This window comes from Pseudoalteromonas sp. Z9A4 (assembly GCF_011378845.1).
In the GTDB taxonomy this organism is placed as follows: domain Bacteria; phylum Pseudomonadota; class Gammaproteobacteria; order Enterobacterales; family Alteromonadaceae; genus Pseudoalteromonas; species Pseudoalteromonas arctica.
Genome location: NZ_WTLA01000003.1, coordinates 117874 through 136004 on the forward strand (window position 1 = coordinate 117874; position 18131 = coordinate 136004).

Here is an 18131-nt window from a genome sequence, read left to right on the forward strand (position 1 = left end):
GTCAGGACAATTAATAGGTATTTTAATGGATAAAGTGTCGAGCTTAAATTGCGAGCAAAGTACGAGTTGGTTAACTAATATATATAAAAAATTAGTGACTAAGGCTTTCGCGTCAATTAAAACAGGTCAAATAATTTTAATTGACGCAAATGAACGTACAGTTTTTGGTGATGCATCGTCAGCACTAAAAGCAACAGTAACAGTTAATGATAAAGCTATGTATAAAGCGTTTGCGTTATCTGGAAGCGTTGGCGCTGGCGAAGCGTATATTTTGGGACATTGGTCTTGTGACAACTTAACTTCATTCATTGAGATATTTGCTATAAATGAAAAGCAACTTGATGAGTTTGAAAACAAATTCGCATTTTTTAGTAATATCGCACACCGGTTTAATCACATAAAAAACAAAAATTCAGAATCGGGTTCTAAGAAAAATATTGTTGCTCATTACGACTTAGGTAATGATTTGTACGAATCATTTTTAAGTAAAGAAATGCTCTATTCAAGTGCTGTATATCCTACAAAAGAAGCCACACTTGAAGAGGCTCAGCAATACAAGCTTAAACGCATTTGTGAGCAAGTTGAGCTTCAAAAAAATGATTCAGTAATTGAAATTGGTACAGGGTGGGGGGCATTTGCTATATATGCTGCCACACATTACGATTGCCATGTAACAACAACAACCATATCTGATGAGCAACATGATTATGTAGCTAACAAGATTGTTGAACTTGGTCTTGAAAGTAAAATAACATTACTTAAGCTCGATTACAGACTACTAAAAGGTAAATACGACAAGCTTGTTTCTATTGAAATGATAGAAGCGGTTGGTCATGATTATTTGCCGAGCTTTTTCACTCAGTGTGGTGAGCTCCTAAAAGACGACGGCGCCATGCTTATACAAGCAATTACTATTGGCGATCAGCGTTATAAGCATTACCTAAAAAACTCTGACTTTATTCAACAGTATATTTTTCCGGGTGGGTGCTTACCGTCACTTAACGAAATGAGTGAGCAAATTAAAAACAGCACCGATATGGTTATTCATACCGTTAATGATATTGGCGCTCACTACGCTCGAACATTAGCAGATTGGCGAACTCGTTTTATAAAAAGCTGGCCTGATTTGGACCGCTCTAAATTTGATGAACGCTTTTACCGTTTATGGTTATTTTACTTTGCTTATTGTGAAGGTGCGTTTAGAGCCAGAGCAACAAGTACAGTACATTTAATGGCGCGTAAACCTCGTTTTACTAGTGATAACGATGATATTGCGCTCGGTTACTAATTTTGTTTTATTTCAAGCAGTGTGGTTTTTATCACTGCTGCTTGAAGCCAATTCGCTACTTTTTAGTGGCTTGATTATTGTTTTAATGTTTTGTTTGTCAAAGCAGAAAAAACAAGACTCTTTACTGTTAATTAAAGCCCTACCTTTAGCACTATTGTTAGAATTTATAGCGGTAAAGTTAGGCTTGTTAGAATTTAAAGTTTATCCCTTCCCTCTATGGCTCGTCTTTTTATGGGCTGCATTATTACTTTCTTTAAACACCTCTATGCTCTTTTTAAGCAGATTAAAACTTTGGCAAGCCTTTTTAGTATGCATGGCTTTTGCGCCTGCAAGTTATTGGGCCGGTGCTCGTTTTGAAGTAATAAGCCTAGAATTACCTTTATGGCAATTTTGGCTTGTTTACGGGGCGCTTTGGTCTACAGTGTTTACTGTTATTCTTTTTATAAACCAAAAAATCAAGTTATTCATCAATCGCTGATCTTCCACAATTTCTATTTCGTAACATTACCCAGTTATTCAAAGGGAGCTCATTTTGAAATTTTTACTAAAGGCAGTTACTTTTTATTTGCTTACAACTTCAATTGTTTTAGCCAACACACAGTTTAGTAAAGTGGGTGAGGCGCGAATGGAGTATTTATTTTGGGATGTATATGACGCTGTGCTATTTACCCCTTCCGGTAATTACAGTGAAGGAACACATCCTGTTAAATTTAAGCTCACCTACTTACGAGACTTTGACGCTACAGAAATAGTGAAAGCGACAAATGAGCAGTGGGAGCATATTGGAAAAACAGGGCTGGCAGATAAATACGACAGTAAATTATTGTCGATTTGGCCTGATATTAAACAAGGTGATTCGCTAACGTTAATCACAAATGAGCAGGGTATGAGCACTTTTTATCATAATGATGAAAAAATTGGTGAAATTAATGAGCTTCAATTTTCGAGTGACTTTTTAGCCATTTGGCTTGATGAAAAAACCTCTGAGCCAAAATTACGAAAGCAATTATTAGGGAATTAATATGAACATATTAAACACGTTAAAAGCAGCTGTTATGAGCCTCTCGGCTCTACTTTTAATTAGCTGTTCGGCACCAAAAGTTGAACATTATAAAAATACATCGCCAAATTTCGATTTTAAAACCTTTTTTAGCGGAAATTTGAAAGCCTATGGTGTTGTACAAGACTTTAAAGGCGAGCTGACCCGAAAGCTTGTTGTAGACATGAATGCGACTTGGGATGGTAATGAGGGCGTTATTGAAGAAGACTTTGTTTACGACGATGGCGAAACTCAAAAGCGTATTTGGAAAATAACGTTAAATAACGACAATAGTTTAACGGGGACAGCGGCCGATGTTATAGGTACGGCAAAAGGCAAAAGCGATGGTAGCGTATTTCATTGGAATTACAATGTAGCCCTTCCATACGATGGCAGCACTTTAGAAGTCAATTTTGACGATTGGATGTACCTGGTTACACAATCGCGCTTGATAAACCGCACATCTATTGTTAAGTTTGGAGTCGAGGTCGGGGAAGTGACCTTAGTTATCGAAAAAATATAGCTTATTTACCCAGTTGCTTAACTTGCGCCAAAATTGTACTCAAATTAAGTCTTTGTTAACCCAACACGCTGTATTCTACCGAGAATTATTTAAATTTTACTCATTTTTTAAGAATTTAAGCAAAAAATGCAATTTGCTGTTGCTAACTCTTTAAAAATGCATAAAGATAGGTTTTGCGAAGGCAAAATAATAACGAATAGGAATCTAACAATGAATAAAGCTCAATTAGTTGAAAAAATTGCTACTGATGCAGAAATCTCTAAAGCCGCTGCTACTCGTGCTCTTGACGCGTTTACAGGTGCTGTAACTTCTTCTTTAAAAGAAGGTGATTCAGTAGCATTAGTTGGTTTTGGTACTTTCTCAGTAAAAGAACGTGCAGCTCGCACTGGCCGTAACCCACAAACGGGTGCTGAGATCCAAATCGCAGCGGCAACTATCCCAAGCTTTAAAGCAGGTAAAGGTCTTAAAGACCAAGTAAACCCTTAATAGGTTTAACGAATTAAAATAAAAAAAGAGCTATTTAGCTCTTTTTTTTTATGTTTAATAAAGACATCAATTGATGCCTTTATATTATAAATTTATGCTTTTAAGGCTTTATCGCCTCGGCCAATGCCAACAGCACCAGAACGTACAACTTCAATAATATCGGTTTCATGGCGAAGTGTGTCTAAAAACGATTCTATTTTGTCTGTACTGCTCACTAGTTGCAGGCTATAGCTTTGCCGGCCCATATCTAAAATAACACCCTGGAACACATCAACTACGCGGGTAACCGCTGCACGAGTCGTCTCGTCTTGAGCAAATACCTTAACAAGCAATAACTCTCGCTCAATGTGACTCATTTCTGTTAAATCGATAATTTTAAGCACGTCGACTAATTTGTTAACTTGCTTTGTGATCTGCTCAACCACTCTGTCATCACCCATGGTGGTAATGGTAATACGTGATAACGACTGATCATCAGTTGTGCCAACAGTTAGGCTGTCGATGTTGTATGCACGTTGTGAAAAAAGCCCAACAATACGCGACAGTGCACCTGGTTCGTTTTCCAATAGAATAGATAAAATACGACGCATTATGCTTTTACTCCTTTACGTAACCACATCTCATCAATGCCACCTAACTTGATTTGCATTGGGTATACATGTTCTTTCTCGTCTACAAGAATATCTAAAAAGACTAAACGATCGTTTATGCTCATAGCTTTATCGATAGCAGGTTGTAACTCATCAAGTGTGTTTACTTGTATGCCTACATGCCCGTAGCTTTCAACTAACTTAACAAAATCAGGCAGTGAGTCCATGTAAGATGATGAATGACGACCGCCGTAAACCATATCTTGCCATTGGCGTACCATACCTAAAGAGCGGTTATTGAGTGATACAACTTTTACAGCTAGGTTGTACTGCAAGCAGGTAGATAGCTCTTGAATATTCATTTGAATAGAGCCATCACCTGTAATACATACAGACTCTTTATCAGGAAAAGCAAGCTTTACGCCCATAGCTGCAGGTAAACCAAAGCCCATAGTGCCTAGCCCGCCTGAGTTAATCCATTGGCGAGGGTGCTTAAATGGATAATACTGCGCTGCAAACATTTGGTGCTGACCAACGTCTGAGCTGATATAAGCATCACCATTTGTTGCTTTGTAAACCGCTTCAATAACGGCTTGTGGCTTAATTTTGTCGCCATCTGTGTTGTAGCTTAAACATTTTTGTTCACGCCAGCTGATAATTTGGCGCCACCAATCTTCTTGCGCGCTTCGATCTATTTTAATTGGGCTTTTATCAATACCCGTTTGTAGTTGTTCTAGTACTGTTGCTAAGCAACCTACAACCGGTATGTGCGCTTTAATTGTTTTAGAAATAGAAGTTGGATCGACATCAACATGTACAATGGTGGCATTTGGACAAAACTTTTTAACGTTATTAGTTACTCGATCATCAAAACGAGCACCAAGCGCTAAAATCACATCGGCGTTTGCCATTGCTTTGTTAGCCTCAAGCGTACCGTGCATGCCTAGCATACCTACAAAGTTTGGATGTACACCTGATATGCCGCCAAGCCCCATTAGTGTATTGGTAATGGGCGCATTTAACGACTCAACTAAATGCGTTAATTGCTCTGACGTATTTGAAATAACAATACCACCGCCAGAGTAGATAACCAGTTTTTTGGCTTCTAAAATAGTTGTTACCGCTTTACGAATTTGTTTTGAATGCCCTTTAGTATTAGGGCTGTATGTTCTTAGCTCTGTTGTTTTAGGAAATTCGTATTCAAACTTAATAGCAGGGTTAAGCATATCTTTAGGAAGCTCAACTACAACGGGCCCAGGACGACCTGTACTGGCTATGTAAAAGGCTTTAGCTAAGATTGTTGGGATTTCTTTAGCACTTCTACAGTTAAAGCTGTGTTTAACTATAGGGCGAGAACAGCCAACAATATCAGTTTCTTGGAATGCATCATCGCCAATTAAGCTTGTAGGCACTTGGCCTGACAATACAACCATAGGAATTGAATCCATATAGGCCGTTGCAATACCTGTTATACAGTTTGTAGCGCCAGGGCCCGAGGTTGCAAGTACAACACCAACGTCTCCAGTAGCACGAGCATAACCATCAGCCATATGTGTGGCAGCTTGTTCATGACGTACTAGTATATGCTCAATATCATCTTGCTGAAAAAGTGCATCATATAAGTCTAAAACCGAACCACCGGGGTAGCCAAATATGTATTTTACCTTTAATTCTTTTAATGCCTGAACTACTAGTTCAGAGCCATTATATTCTTGTTTGCTCATCCTCATTCCTCTGTGCGCTTTTTTTATGCATAAAAAAACCCCCGCGTAGTGCGAGGGTTTTTAAAAAGCAGTATCACCTTTTAATACATCCCCGCTGGGCTTATAACTAAGACCAGTACGAGTACGACTAAAAGGTTTATTTGTGTGTTCATAGTTTTTACTCTACTTAGCAAAACACTGCTTTTAAATTAAAAATTCTGTATAGGTTTATTTTTAAGGGTTTTGAGGCGTCACGTCAACCTTAAAATGCTTTATTTGCATTAAAATTTCATTTTTTATCATTTTTTAATGTGAAAGTACCAAAGCTTATAGTTCAGTTTGGCTTAGACTGACAAAATTATGCAGGTTGAAGTTGGGTGTATGTGATATGTACAAAAAACAAAAAAGCCAGCATATTAAGTTACCCTAATATGCTGGCTTTTTACTTTAACAGTTTACTGTATATTACAGACGGTCAATTACTGATTGAGTGAAATCAGTTGTACCGTGGCTGCCGCCTAAATCACGGGTTGTACGGTCACCAGATTTTATTACATCAGCAACAGCACTACGAATACGCTCTGCCGTGTCGCCCATATCTAAATGCTCAAGCATTTGGATAGATGCTAAAATTACAGATGTAGGGTTAGCTAGGTTTTTGCCAGCAATATCTGGTGCACTACCGTGTACAGCTTCAAAAATTGCTGCGTCTTCACCGATGTTAGCACCTGGTGCCATACCTAAACCGCCAACTAAACCAGCACAAAGGTCAGATAAAATATCACCGAATAAGTTAGTCGTTACTATCACGTCAAACTCTTCAGGTGTCATTACCAGTTTCATACATGTTGCATCAACAATCATTTCATTTGATTCAATTTGTGGGTAACGCTCAGCTACTTCACGTGCTACTTTTAAAAACAAACCAGATGTTGATTTTAAAATGTTAGCTTTATGAACAGCAGTTACTTTTTTACGACCTTCACGTACCGCTAGCTCATATGCAAAAGTTACGATTTTTTCTGCGCCTTCACGCGTAATTATCGATTTTGCTTCTGCTTCATTACCGTCTTCACTTACAATTTGGCCTGCACCTGAGTACATACCTTGCGTGTTTTCACGAATAGTAATGATATCAATATCGTCGTAACGCGCTTTAGTACCAACAAATGATTTAACAGGGCGTACGTTAGCGTATAAACCAAATTGCTTACGAAGTGTTACGTTAATAGATGTAAAACCTTCACCTACAGGCGTTGTTAATGGGCCTTTAAGAGTGATTTTGTTTCTAGCTATTGTATCAACCGTGTCTTGTGGAAGTAACTCACCTGTTTTTTCAAGTGCAGCTAGGCCAGCATCAACAAATTCATAATCAAAATCGCAACCTGCGGCTTTTAATATTTCAAGTGCTGAGTCGATAATGCTTGGACCGATGCCGTCGCCTTTGATCACTGTGATGGTTTGTTTGGCCATTGACTTTTCCTTTAAAGAGTTTGATTTGCACATAAATTATTACCCTGAGAGGGTAATCGCTTGTTAGATCATTTATGTGAACGTGCTTGAAAATTTAAGGGCGCATTTATACCAGTTTATCACCCATTTTGCTAGTTTATACAAAAAATACTGGGTATACACCAAGGTTATAATGGGTATAAAGACGTTAAATAGGTTTTCATAAATCAAATACTATCAAATAGCTCAAGAGATTCTAAATTTTGATAAAAATCTGCTGGATTGTGCCAATTGAGTATTTTTAGCTGTTCATTCAACGTTTGCTGCTGCCACGGAGTTAGCGAAATTTCTGGTTTAAACACATTCTGAGCAACAATTTTAAGTGTGATCCAAACTTTATGAGAGTCAGTTAAGTGTTTTTTAGGTGTTTGCTCTGCTTCTAATAGTGCTGCTGTCCATGGGTTATCACTCAATAAATGAGTAAGCTGTTGTGTTAGTTGCTCGCTGTTAATTGAATTTACCCCAAAAAACGAACAAATAGGCGCACTTAGGGTTTTATTTGGTGTGTCATCAATGAGTGTTTTACGAGAAAGCTGCGTACTACATTGTGTTAATAAAAAATGGGCATAAGCGTATAAAGGTAAAGTAATGTGCTCAAATTGGTCGTGATTATTTTTGCTCATCAATAAGGCCATTATTTTTACAAATCCATTTAATCTGTTAGCAACATAGACTTGTAAAGGGTGTGGGGTAACATTAACTAATTCTTCAAAAACAACCCGTTGAATTATTGCAGGCGCATTATAGTAGCCGACCATCGATAAACTATGCTTTAAGTCTCTAGCAGCCTGGTGTTCTTTATTATAAGGTTTTACCGCTTCACACAAATTAGCAATCACGTGAGGATGAGCAGCCAACAAACGACTTAATCCTTTATAGCTATATTCGTGTTCCAGCTTAATATTACTTATTAGTTCAAGTAAAGAGTGTGCTTTATCAACGTCAATCGTACTTTTAAATTTTACATGCTCACTGTTAAATACTTTGAAGCTAATTTTTTTATCAGTGCAATGCCATTGTTTTGGACTATCGTTAAGTGTTGCTTTTACTCTATACCAAGCTAATTTGCTTGCATTTTCGGTACTAATTAAAACATGCCTTTGCTGCGCATCAGTCGCTAAATAAATCATGGTTTGCTCGGCATAAAAAACGCGGCTTCCCGGTAATAGTGGCCCCAAATGGGCTATAAGTGATTTGATTAGCTGCAGTGCAAACAAATTTGGTGTGCGAATATACAAGTCAGTAAGTGCTTTAAATAAACTCATGTGTTTATTAGCCGTATTACTAGTAATGTTCATACTAATAATATTTGCTAAAGCAATTAGTGTTATGCCCCCATCGTAAAGCATTATTTTAGGAGCACTTACCAATGCTTGTTTATATTTACTTAACTTAGCTAATAATTGCGTAACGGGTTTGGCAGAATCGCCACTGGATAACATTACTTTAGCAGCTAACTGATGACGCATTTTCCATATGTTTTTATCAGAGTCTTGAAAAGGTGTTTGCTCACAGAGCTTGTTTAATTGCGCTCCAACACATAAATGCTCAATGAGTGAAGCCGCTATGTATAGCTCGCTTAGGGCATTGTTATAGTGTTGAGATTTACAAAGTGCAGCGGTTATTACACTTTGACTAACAACTAAGTTGGTGGCATAAGAATAATTAGGATTATAAAGTGTTAAACGAGCTTGTAATGCGAATGGCTGTTCACTATAGAGCACTCTATATTGCTCAGCTAGCTTACTTGCCATGGGGTATAAGGCTGTCCATTTTTGTTTATTGTTATAATAGCTTAAAAACAGCTGCGTATTATTAAGCAGCTGCTCTAAAGTAGTTGAAACAGCTTCATCCATTAAACCTTCACCTAATTTTGTTCTTGATATTTATTATATGCACTAGGACCCCATAAAAATAGCTGCCCATTTTTAAATAATAACCCAGTACATTCATCCATAGTGGTTATACCGTCAGATGTTTTATGCTGTGTACGGTAAAAAACAATCTGAAATACCTGTTCACCATCTCGTTTGGCATAAGTAAGGTCGGGGCTGCCTAAATAATCAAGCACAGTATTTAGTGTTGTTGGCTGCTCAAGTGATAGTTTTTCGATATAACGTTTATTAAAAGCTTCTCGGTCTTGCCAGATCATAGCCTGAGGATCGTCTTTATAAAAGGTGATCACCAACGCTGCTATCAGTGCATATAGCCCTAAACCTAAGATTAAATATCGGATAAATTTTTTCAATATGGTTTACTCTGACTCCGGTAACTAATAATAGTATACGTTTTGTAATGTTTAGAGGCTATTAACTTGCGATTAATGAAGTCTTAGCTGCTTTAAACTAAAACCTAAGTTTATATCAGTGCGTAAACTAACTAAGTGTTTTGAAATTACGTACATATCCATATTAGCGGCTAACTTTGCTTTAATACTTGGGCTTAGGGACTCATCTTCTGCCGCTTGTTCAATTGAATTATAGTTATTAACTATTTGCTGCGCAGACTTAGTACCGATCCCTTTTACTCCCGGAATATCATTTGTTTTATCACCAGCCAAAGCCCAAAAATCAACGAGCTTATTTTGCTCAACACCAAAACGATCTTTTATACTTGTTTCATCCAAATAGAGTTTTTTAAAATAATCATAAACTGTAATATAGGGGCCTATATACGGTAAAAAGCCTTTATCAGTAGAAACAACAGTGTTAGCTATTTGATTATTTGATGCTTTAAACGCAAGCGTTGCAATAATATCATCGGCTTCATCGTTAATAGGCTCAAATACAACAATACCGGTTTCTTCTATTGAGGTTTTAAAATGCTCTAAGGCATCTTTTAGCACTTGAGGCATTGGGGCACGGGAGTGTTTATAGTCTTTATAAAAATGATAACGCCAGCTTTTGTCACCATCAAATACCGCAATCGCATGGGTTGCATTACTTGTATCTAAAAGCTTTTTACACGCATGAGCTACACGTGCACAGCACGTTTGTATCATTTGCTCATCGCTTTGATGTTTTTGATTAGCGTCAACGGCGTAAATGCGCCTAATTAAATTAAGCGCATCAATAAGAAGTAAATGGGGTTTCAAACTATAAAACTCATGCTTTTATTTTGTAACACGGAATGTATTTGCTGCCAGGGAGTTTCATACGGCCTTGATCAACAAATGCTTGTAATAACGTATCCATATTTTCCATAAGGGCAGGCTCGCCACTTAAAATGTATGGACCGTTTTGCTTAATGGCTTTAACGCCTTCGTCTTTTACATTTCCAGCTACAATACCTGAAAAAGCTCTGCGTAAATTAGCCGCTAATAACTGCTTTGGCTGATCAAGATGTAAATCAAGACTTGCCATATTTTCATGTGTTGGTGCAAAAGGTTGTTGAAAGTCGTTATCTATTTTTAACGTCCAGTTAAAGTAGTAGGCATCGCCTTCACTTTTACGGTAATCACGAACATTGGCCATAGCCGATCTTAGCTTTTGCCCAACTAACTCAGGATTATCAATAATAACTTCAAACTTATCTAATGCTTCTTTACCGAGCGTCATTTCAACAAATTCACACAGCTCTTTAAAGTACGCTTCACTTTCTTTAGGGCCAGTTAAAATAACAGGTAAACATTGTTTGGTGTTATCTGGGTGCAGTAATATACCTAATAAATATAAAAGTTCTTCAGCAGTGCCTGCGCCACCAGGGAAAATGATAATAGCATGAGCTGTTCTTATAAAAGCTTCAAGGCGTTTTTCAATATCAGGTAAAATAACTAATTCGTTTACAATAGGGTTTGGTGGCTCGGCTGCAATAATACTTGGCTCTGTCAAACCTAAGTAACGGTTATCGATATTACGCTGTTTAGCGTGGCCAATAGTGGCGCCTTTCATTGGGCCTTTCATAGCACCAGGGCCACAGCCAGTACAAATATTTAATCCACGTAGACCTAGCTCATAACCTACTTGTTTTGTATATTTATATTCAACTTCACTTATTGAGTGTCCTCCCCAACAAACAACCATATTAGGTTCGCTTTTAACACGCAACGCACCAGCATTTCTGAGCATATCGAATACCATGTGCGTAATGGCTTTTTGCTCTTTTAAATCTTTTTCGTACTTTTGACAAATAAATAAAATGTCACGAATAACAGAAAATATATGCTCGTGAATACCGGTAATTATTTCGCCATCAACAAATGCTGTCTCGGGTGGGTTTTCAAGTTCAATTTTAATACCTCGTTCGCGGCTTACTAAACGAATATCAAAATCTTGGTATTTGTCGTAAATATCGTTACTTTCGTCGGTATGGCTACCTACATTAAGTACTGCAAGTACGCAGTTTCTAAATAACTTATAACGCTCACTAGCAGAAGATTGCTCTAATAAATCAACTTCTAATTGCGACAGTAAATCTAAAACACCTGTTGGGTTTAACTGTATTAACATAGACGTTCTCCTTACTGCTAAATCGTAAAACTGCTTGTCATAAAGTTATAATAGCTATGACATTATTTACTGGTACAAAGTCTATCTCGTCCCGAGTTTTTGGCCTTATAAAGAGCGTCATCGGCTCTATCGAATGCTATGAGCGGGGTATCGCCTTTTTTAAATTGAGTTGCACCAACTGAAATAGTGATTTCAATTTGTTTATCTCGGAATTTGAAGGGTATACTTTTAATTGCTTCTCTTACTTTATCCAAGGGTAAGGTTGCGTTTTCTAGCGACAATCCTGGCATTAAAAGTACAAACTCCTCGCCACCGTAACGCGCTATAAAGTCAGAGTTTCTAACTGACTTTTGTAACGCTTTAGATATAACCTGTAAGGTTATGTCACCTGCGGTGTGGCCAAATCTATCATTTATTGATTTAAAGTGATCAACATCAATTACAGCAAGCGTAACATCTGAGGGTTGCACATTAAACAAATGCATTTCGTGATTATAGCGTTCATCAAATGCAGCTCGGTTTGGTAATTTCGTCAATCCATCAAGTAAGCTTTTAAAACGCTGTTCGTTTAGGCGTTTTTTATAGGTTGTTAATTTTTCTTCTAAAGTAACAATTCGTTTATTTATTTCACCAAAGCTAGTGCTAAGCATTTTTCTATCTTTTTGCTCTAGCTTCTCTTTTACTAGAAAGTCTTCGCTTAGTGATTTTAATTCGTTATCCACGAGTTCTTTTAAAGATGAAATTGATGTTGCTTTTTGCGTTTGTTTGTTGAGGTTTTTAATTTTTAGTTCAATGCTTTTATTTAACGAATCAAATTCAATACTCATCGACTCAGAGTGTCTGCTAGTAGAGACAATGGAATTATGTAAGTCCTCGAGGGTTTGATTCAATGAAACTAAAAAGCTTTGCGCCGATTTACGCTCTTTACTGATGTTTTTTACTACGACTTCAATTATGTTGATCGCGACGTCGAGTAACGCATCGACTGTGTCGCTTTCAGTAATGTTATTTTTTATATTATTAATTTGCAGTGTAGCTTCTTCTTCAAGAACAAGTTCATTAGCTAGCTCAAGCAGCTTCTTTGCATGAGTTTGTTTCGCTCGGCGTTTCTTATCAACCTCAGGGTCTTGTTTAGTTATTAAAGCCTGATGATAAAAAGTAATAAGTTGATCAAGAAGTGGGATATAGCCATGAGTTGACTGGACATTATTAATTTCGTTATCAATTAAGTTTCTTAGTGTTCTGCGAGTATCGTCAGGTAAACCTTTGGTTTTTTGTAATTTCTTGCCTGCATTTTGTACACTGTTGAACAGATCTCGTTGCTGAGTTTGTTGAGTCGACTCTTGATTTTTAAGTAGCGTTAAAATTTCACTAATAAGCGGAGAGAGGTGTTCAAAGCTTACACCCTTATTTAGCGCACTTCTAAATTTTGCAAGGCGGTTATCTAATTCAGTATCGAGCCCTTTACAGCTCAACGATAATTTTGCCGTAAAATCACACAGGATATCTACTTGATGTTTACGTGCACTTTCAACAGCCATACGAGCATCAATTGCTTGTTTGAGTTTTTTTTCTGTTGCATTAGAACTTTCGGACACCTAAGCATACCGCCATAAAATTAATTTTATTATCTTTAGTTTACAACAAATTTTTGTTAAGTGTAGTAATCCAGTAAAAAACTTAAAAATTTTAATGCTCTAGAACACATAAACTTGTATATGAGGTAATTTATCGTATTTAATTCGCTTTTAGGTAGGGGCTTGTTAGTCTTGTGGCAATTAAGTTTCCACTAAGAGTCTCTATGAAAAAGTTATTAGTCCTTTCTATTCTAGCTGCATGCTCAGCGCCTGTATTTGCCGACGTAAATTATTCTTTAGAAATCTCGCAACCACAACATCATTTAGGTGATGTAAGTGTAGAGTTTCCAAAAACAGCGCAAGCACATCTTGATATAAAACTTCCAGCTTGGCGAACAGGTCGCTATGAAATGCTGAACCTTGCCAATGGCGTTCGTTATTTCAAAGCTAAAGATGAAGCCGGCAAAGAGTTAAAGTGGGAAAAAATTGACCATAGCACATGGCGTATACACCTCAATGAGCCAACAGAAGTTAATGTTGACTATCAAGTGTATGCAAACGAACTTGGTAAGCGCGCTCGCCACATTGACGACAGTCATGCATTTATAGATGCGTCAGGCTTTTTTATGTTTAGCGAGTCATTTCGCCAAGAGCCAGTAACCGTTAATTTAGACGTGCCTAAAAAGTGGCGCTCTGTGTCGGGTATGGACAATTTAAAAGGTAAAAATTCATTTAAAGCAGCCGACTACGACGTGCTTGTTGATTCACCAATCGAAACGGGCATTAACCAACTACACACATTCGAAGTAGATGGCCGTGAATATGATTTAGTTATATGGGGCGAGGGTAACTACGACGTAGAGCAAATGCTTACCGATCTTAAAAAATTAGTTGCTACTGGCAATGTAATTTGGGATGGCTATCCGTATGAACGTTATGTATTTATGGTTCATGCTACATCGGGAGCGGGTGGTGCTACAGAGCATTTAAACTCAACGATTATACAACGTCCACGAGACCGATTTGGTAGCCGCGAAGATTACCTAGCCTTTATAAGTACCGCTGCGCATGAGTTTGTTCATACGTGGAATGTCAAAGCATATCGGCCACAGGGTTTAGTGCCTTACGATTACACAAACATGAACTACTCAAAACTACTGTGGATCGCTGAAGGTTCAACAAGTTATTTTGAAGACCATTTGATGGTTCGCTCTGGTATTGAAACCACAGATGAATTTTTTAAAGTGATGAGCAAAACCATTAATAGCCATTTACAAACACCGGGTCGTGAAGTGCAAAGCGCAAGCGAAACAAGCTTTGATAAATGGATTAACCAAGGTGGCGATCATGCACGTAACTACAGCACCAACATTTACTCAGAGGGCTCGTTACTCTCTTTAGCTTTAGATATCGACCTACTTGAAAAAAGCCAAGGTAAAATAAGCTATCGCGACGTTCACAAAGCACTTTATAACAATTATAAAATGCCAGCTGGTTTTACAGACGTAGACGTGCTTAATATCTTAAAAGATTTAACAGGACGTGATTACTCGAGCTGGTGGCAAGACAATGTAGAGTCGCCTGCCAGTATCAACTTTGATGACTTACTTTCAAAAGTAGGCTTGAAATTTGAGCGGCCTGAAAAAGCAAAAGCGCTTGCAAGTATTGACGCTACTGCTAAAAACACGGGCGAGTTACTTACGCTAAGTTACGTTCGCCGTGATGGAAGCGCATGGAAAGCGGGTTTAACTACCGATGATAAAATTGTCGCAATAAACAAGCATCACGTAGGTAAAGATTTAAAAACCAGCTTAGAAACGTTTAAAAAAGGCGATAAAGTAACCATTGACTATCTTCGTCGCGATGCTCTTGAAAGCTTAACATTAGTATTATCAGAAGATTTTGATAAACCTAAAAAAGTAGTTGTCAATAAAGACGCAACAAATGAGCAAAAAGCGCTATTTAAAGCGTGGATAGGCGTAGAGCATCCAAATGATATAATTAGCAAATAACTATAATACTTATATTGTTATGTTGATTTCATAACGTGATTCACAGTATTACAGTGTGGATCATGTTATGTGTTGGTGTAGTTTTAGTTTCATATATAAAGATAAGTAAATCTTGAATTTTAGTGTATTGAAATTAGGTATGTTAAAAAAATGAAATAATGTTAACAGAGGAAAGTTGTCATGTTCTTTACACTGAGTTTATCAAAAGTAATTTCAAGACTAAATTAGTATCATAAAATAATAGAGTGAGCTATAGGCCTGATAATTCAGAGCATACAGCTACATTTTGACTCAAACAGAATCTGTTTAGATAAAGTTGCTGTATGAAAAACAAACGATCATCTTGTTTTATTGCTAAAATCAAACTAATTACTAATTTAAGCGCATTTTTTAGAGAAAAATTAGTCATTAAATACTATTATTATTAGTAAGTTCTTCTTGATCCCTGTCATCGAAATGAAAATAGATAAAGTTGTAAATGCGCTAACTCATCAATTTGTTACAAATGACCCCCTCCATCAATTATTTGATGCGGTTAATGCTATTTCTGTGCAAGGGTATGACGAACAACGACGTGTAATTTATTGGAATAAAGGTAGTGAGTATCTTTATGGCTATAGTGCACAGGAAGCTTCTGGACAAAAACTTGAAGATTTAATTATTCCTCCCCCAATGCAAGATGCGGTTGTATCTGCTCATACAAATTGGCTTAATAATGATGAAGAAATCCCTGCAGCGGAGCTTATTCTGCAGCGTAAAAATGGCGCGCAGGTGTGTGTTTTTTCAAGTCATGTAATGTTTATAAATCAATATAATATTAAACAAATGTATTGCATAGATATTGATTTAACCGATGTAAAAAAGGCCCAAGGGCAGGCTGTCTTCAAAGAAAAAATGCTTGAAACCATATTCGAAGCAATTCCTGATTTATTTTTCTTAATGCAAGAAGATGGCACCATAGTTGACTACCACGCCAGCAATGAGAATAACCTATATGTTAATCCAGATGAATTTATTGGTAAAAGAATGTTTGCAGTATTACCTGATGAAATTGCGATTAAATTTCAGGTTAATATTGCCCTAGCACTAAAACAAAAAGTAATGGTTAGCTTTGAATATGAACTAAAACTGCCTAAAGGCACCGTATATTTTGAAGCTCGTATAAATCATGTACCTCAATATGAGCAAGTTATGGTTATTGTACGTGATATTACTGAACAACATAAATCAGATGAACTGATACGCCATCAAGCCTATTTTGATAGCTTAACATCACTTCCTAATCGTTTTTTAGCTTTAGATAAGTTATCTGAAATTTTGAAAAGTGCAAATGAACATAAAGGTAATGCCGCTGTATGTTTTCTTGATTTAGATGATTTTAAAAAAATAAACGATTCACTTGGGCACGAAGTTGGCGATAAACTATTAATTGAAGCAGCTGCAAGGCTTCAGGGAACTATCAGTGATAGCGGTATGGTAGGAAGACTAGGAGGCGATGAGTTTATTGTATTATTACCAAACTTAACCTGTGCAAAAAGTGCGCTAGCTATAATTGATAAATTACTTAAAAACTTTAGAGAACCATTTAAAATAGAAGGCCGCGAATTAATGGTTACGTTGAGTGCAGGCATTGCTATGTATCCTGAAAACGGCAGTTCAGCTTCGGATTTACTACGTAATGCAGATACCGCAATGTATCAAGCTAAAGCATTCGGCCGAAATACTTATTCTTTTTTTGCAAAACAAATGAACGTAGTTATCCAACGGCGTTTAGCAATTGAAGAGCAAATGAGTTCAGCGCTTGAACGCAATGAGTTCGAATTATTCTATCAACCCCAATTTGATGTTAAAAATAAACATATTATTGGCGCAGAAGCTTTATTAAGGTGGCATAACCCCGTATTAGGCAACGTAACACCAGATGAATTTATACCTATTGCTGAAAATACTGGGTTAATAGTGCCTATTGGCAAGTTTGTGATTAGCCAAGCATTACACTTCTTAAATGAGTGGCAAGGTAGTTGTAAACACGAGCAAAAATATACAATGGCAGTCAATTTATCTCCTCGTCAGTTTAGAGATGAGGGATTACTTCGTTTTATTCAAAACTCACTGATCGACGCTGATGTAAATCCCGAAAGTTTAGAATTTGAAATTACGGAGGGAGTATTGATGAGTTGTCATACTAATGTTGTTGATATATTGACTGAAATCACTGCATTAGGCATTAACTTATCACTGGATGACTTTGGTACTGGTTATTCATCATTGAGTTATTTGAGAGAGTACCCTTTTAATGTACTCAAAATAGATAGAAGTTTTATTGATGGCATCGTATTAAATAAAGAAGATTTTAACCTCGTAAGAGCAATAATTGCTATGTCGCACAGTTTAGGACTGACAGTTGTAGCCGAAGGTGTAGAAACAAAAGAGCAGCATACTTTATTAAAACAGTTGGGCTGTGATTTTATGCAAGGTTTTTACTTTAGCAAACCAATACCAGCAAAACAGTTTCTTGATTTTTCAATGAATTTTAAATAATTAATAAGATTAAACACTTGATTGTAACATATCATTGCACGGCTATTGACCTAATTAGCTACTGACGAGTAACCTGTTATAGAAACAAATAAAAAGGATTCTATAATGCGTTTAAAACCTCTTGTAGCTACATTAGTCGCTACATAATGTGGGTAATGGATAAAGTAGATAACGCACAAAACTTATTAGACGAAATGACAATCGTAAAATAAGTAATAAGTAATAAGTAATAAGTGGATAAGAGAAGGGCGCTTACCGTGAAGGAAGCGCCTTTTTGTAGGGAGTTAACTGATTAATTAATTGTTTTTCTTCTTTATACGGGAGTTTAACTCGCACAAATATAGGAAAACCGCAAAGCGCGGCATAAAGCCCCGCTCACCAATATAACAACAGCTCTGTAGACGGGAGTTTA

The 18131-nt window shown here is 37.0% G+C and carries 15 protein-coding genes; 7 read left to right on the forward strand and 8 right to left on the reverse strand.

The genetic code is table 11. The features are described from left to right. Positions 1 to 25 precede the first annotated feature (25 nt). From GQR54_RS03910 to GQR54_RS03930, 5 genes are all read left to right on the forward strand, one after another. On the forward strand, positions 26 to 1288 hold the full coding sequence (locus GQR54_RS03910) for a cyclopropane-fatty-acyl-phospholipid synthase family protein (protein WP_166376601.1): 1263 nt from the start codon (positions 26 to 28) through the stop codon (positions 1286 to 1288). Then, the gene (locus GQR54_RS03915) at positions 1266 to 1766 is read left to right on the forward strand and encodes a DUF2878 domain-containing protein (RefSeq protein ID WP_166376602.1); all 501 of its coding nucleotides are present in this window, start codon (positions 1266 to 1268) and stop codon (positions 1764 to 1766) included. Before GQR54_RS03910 ends, GQR54_RS03915 begins: the two co-directional genes overlap by 23 nt. A gap of 54 nt (positions 1767 to 1820) precedes the next feature. After that, on the forward strand, positions 1821 to 2309 hold the full coding sequence (locus tag GQR54_RS03920; RefSeq protein WP_166376603.1) for a chalcone isomerase family protein: 489 nt from the start codon (positions 1821 to 1823) through the stop codon (positions 2307 to 2309). Between the two features lies 1 nt (position 2310). Next, complete coding sequence (locus GQR54_RS03925) at positions 2311 to 2850, forward strand: DUF3833 domain-containing protein (protein ID WP_166376604.1); 540 nt, start codon at positions 2311 to 2313, stop codon at positions 2848 to 2850. Positions 2851 to 3060: 210 nt separating this feature from the next. Beyond that, positions 3061 to 3336 (forward strand): HU family DNA-binding protein, encoded by a 276-nt coding sequence (locus GQR54_RS03930; protein ID WP_002962474.1) that lies wholly within the window; start codon positions 3061 to 3063, stop codon positions 3334 to 3336. 92 nt (positions 3337 to 3428) lie between these two features. On the opposite strand, the gene ilvN is transcribed toward GQR54_RS03930, so the two are convergent. The 8 genes from ilvN to GQR54_RS03970 all read right to left on the reverse strand — a co-directional run bounded on the left by ilvN (position 3429) and on the right by GQR54_RS03970 (position 13187). Then, on the reverse strand, positions 3429 to 3926 hold the full coding sequence (gene ilvN / locus GQR54_RS03935) for an acetolactate synthase small subunit (protein WP_007580691.1): 498 nt from the start codon (positions 3924 to 3926) through the stop codon (positions 3429 to 3431). Continuing rightward, positions 3926 to 5650, reverse strand: coding sequence for an acetolactate synthase 3 large subunit (locus GQR54_RS03940; RefSeq protein ID WP_166376605.1), 1725 nt, complete (start codon positions 5648 to 5650; stop codon positions 3926 to 3928). Before GQR54_RS03940 ends, ilvN begins: the two co-directional genes overlap by 1 nt. A 444-nt stretch (positions 5651 to 6094) precedes the next feature. Then, positions 6095 to 7102 (reverse strand): isocitrate dehydrogenase, encoded by a 1008-nt coding sequence (locus GQR54_RS03945; protein WP_007580684.1) that lies wholly within the window; start codon positions 7100 to 7102, stop codon positions 6095 to 6097. 206 nt (positions 7103 to 7308) lie between these two features. Then, positions 7309 to 8997: a hypothetical protein gene (locus tag GQR54_RS03950; protein ID WP_166376606.1), complete on the reverse strand. Its 1689-nt coding sequence runs from the start codon at positions 8995 to 8997 to the stop codon at positions 7309 to 7311. Between the two features lie 11 nt (positions 8998 to 9008). Next, on the reverse strand, positions 9009 to 9392 hold the full coding sequence (locus tag GQR54_RS03955; protein ID WP_024591078.1) for a DUF3192 domain-containing protein: 384 nt from the start codon (positions 9390 to 9392) through the stop codon (positions 9009 to 9011). Positions 9393 to 9461: 69 nt separating this feature from the next. Next, positions 9462 to 10235, reverse strand: a complete 774-nt coding sequence (gene xni, locus GQR54_RS03960) for a flap endonuclease Xni (protein ID WP_166376607.1) — start codon at positions 10233 to 10235, stop codon at positions 9462 to 9464. A gap of 10 nt (positions 10236 to 10245) precedes the next feature. Beyond that, positions 10246 to 11589: a nucleotide 5'-monophosphate nucleosidase PpnN gene (gene ppnN, locus GQR54_RS03965; protein ID WP_166376608.1), complete on the reverse strand. Its 1344-nt coding sequence runs from the start codon at positions 11587 to 11589 to the stop codon at positions 10246 to 10248. A gap of 62 nt (positions 11590 to 11651) precedes the next feature. After that, positions 11652 to 13187 carry a GGDEF domain-containing protein gene (locus tag GQR54_RS03970; RefSeq protein ID WP_166376609.1) on the reverse strand — a complete coding sequence of 512 codons (1536 nt, stop codon included), beginning with the start codon at positions 13185 to 13187 and terminating at the stop codon, positions 11652 to 11654. Positions 13188 to 13390: 203 nt separating this feature from the next. Between GQR54_RS03970 and GQR54_RS03975 the strand changes: the two genes are divergently transcribed. Further along, the gene (locus GQR54_RS03975; protein ID WP_166376610.1) at positions 13391 to 15178 is read left to right on the forward strand and encodes a PDZ domain-containing protein; all 1788 of its coding nucleotides are present in this window, start codon (positions 13391 to 13393) and stop codon (positions 15176 to 15178) included. 456 nt (positions 15179 to 15634) lie between these two features. Next, complete coding sequence (locus GQR54_RS03980; protein WP_166376611.1) at positions 15635 to 17719, forward strand: bifunctional diguanylate cyclase/phosphodiesterase; 2085 nt, start codon at positions 15635 to 15637, stop codon at positions 17717 to 17719. The last annotated feature ends 412 nt before the right edge of the window (positions 17720 to 18131 follow it).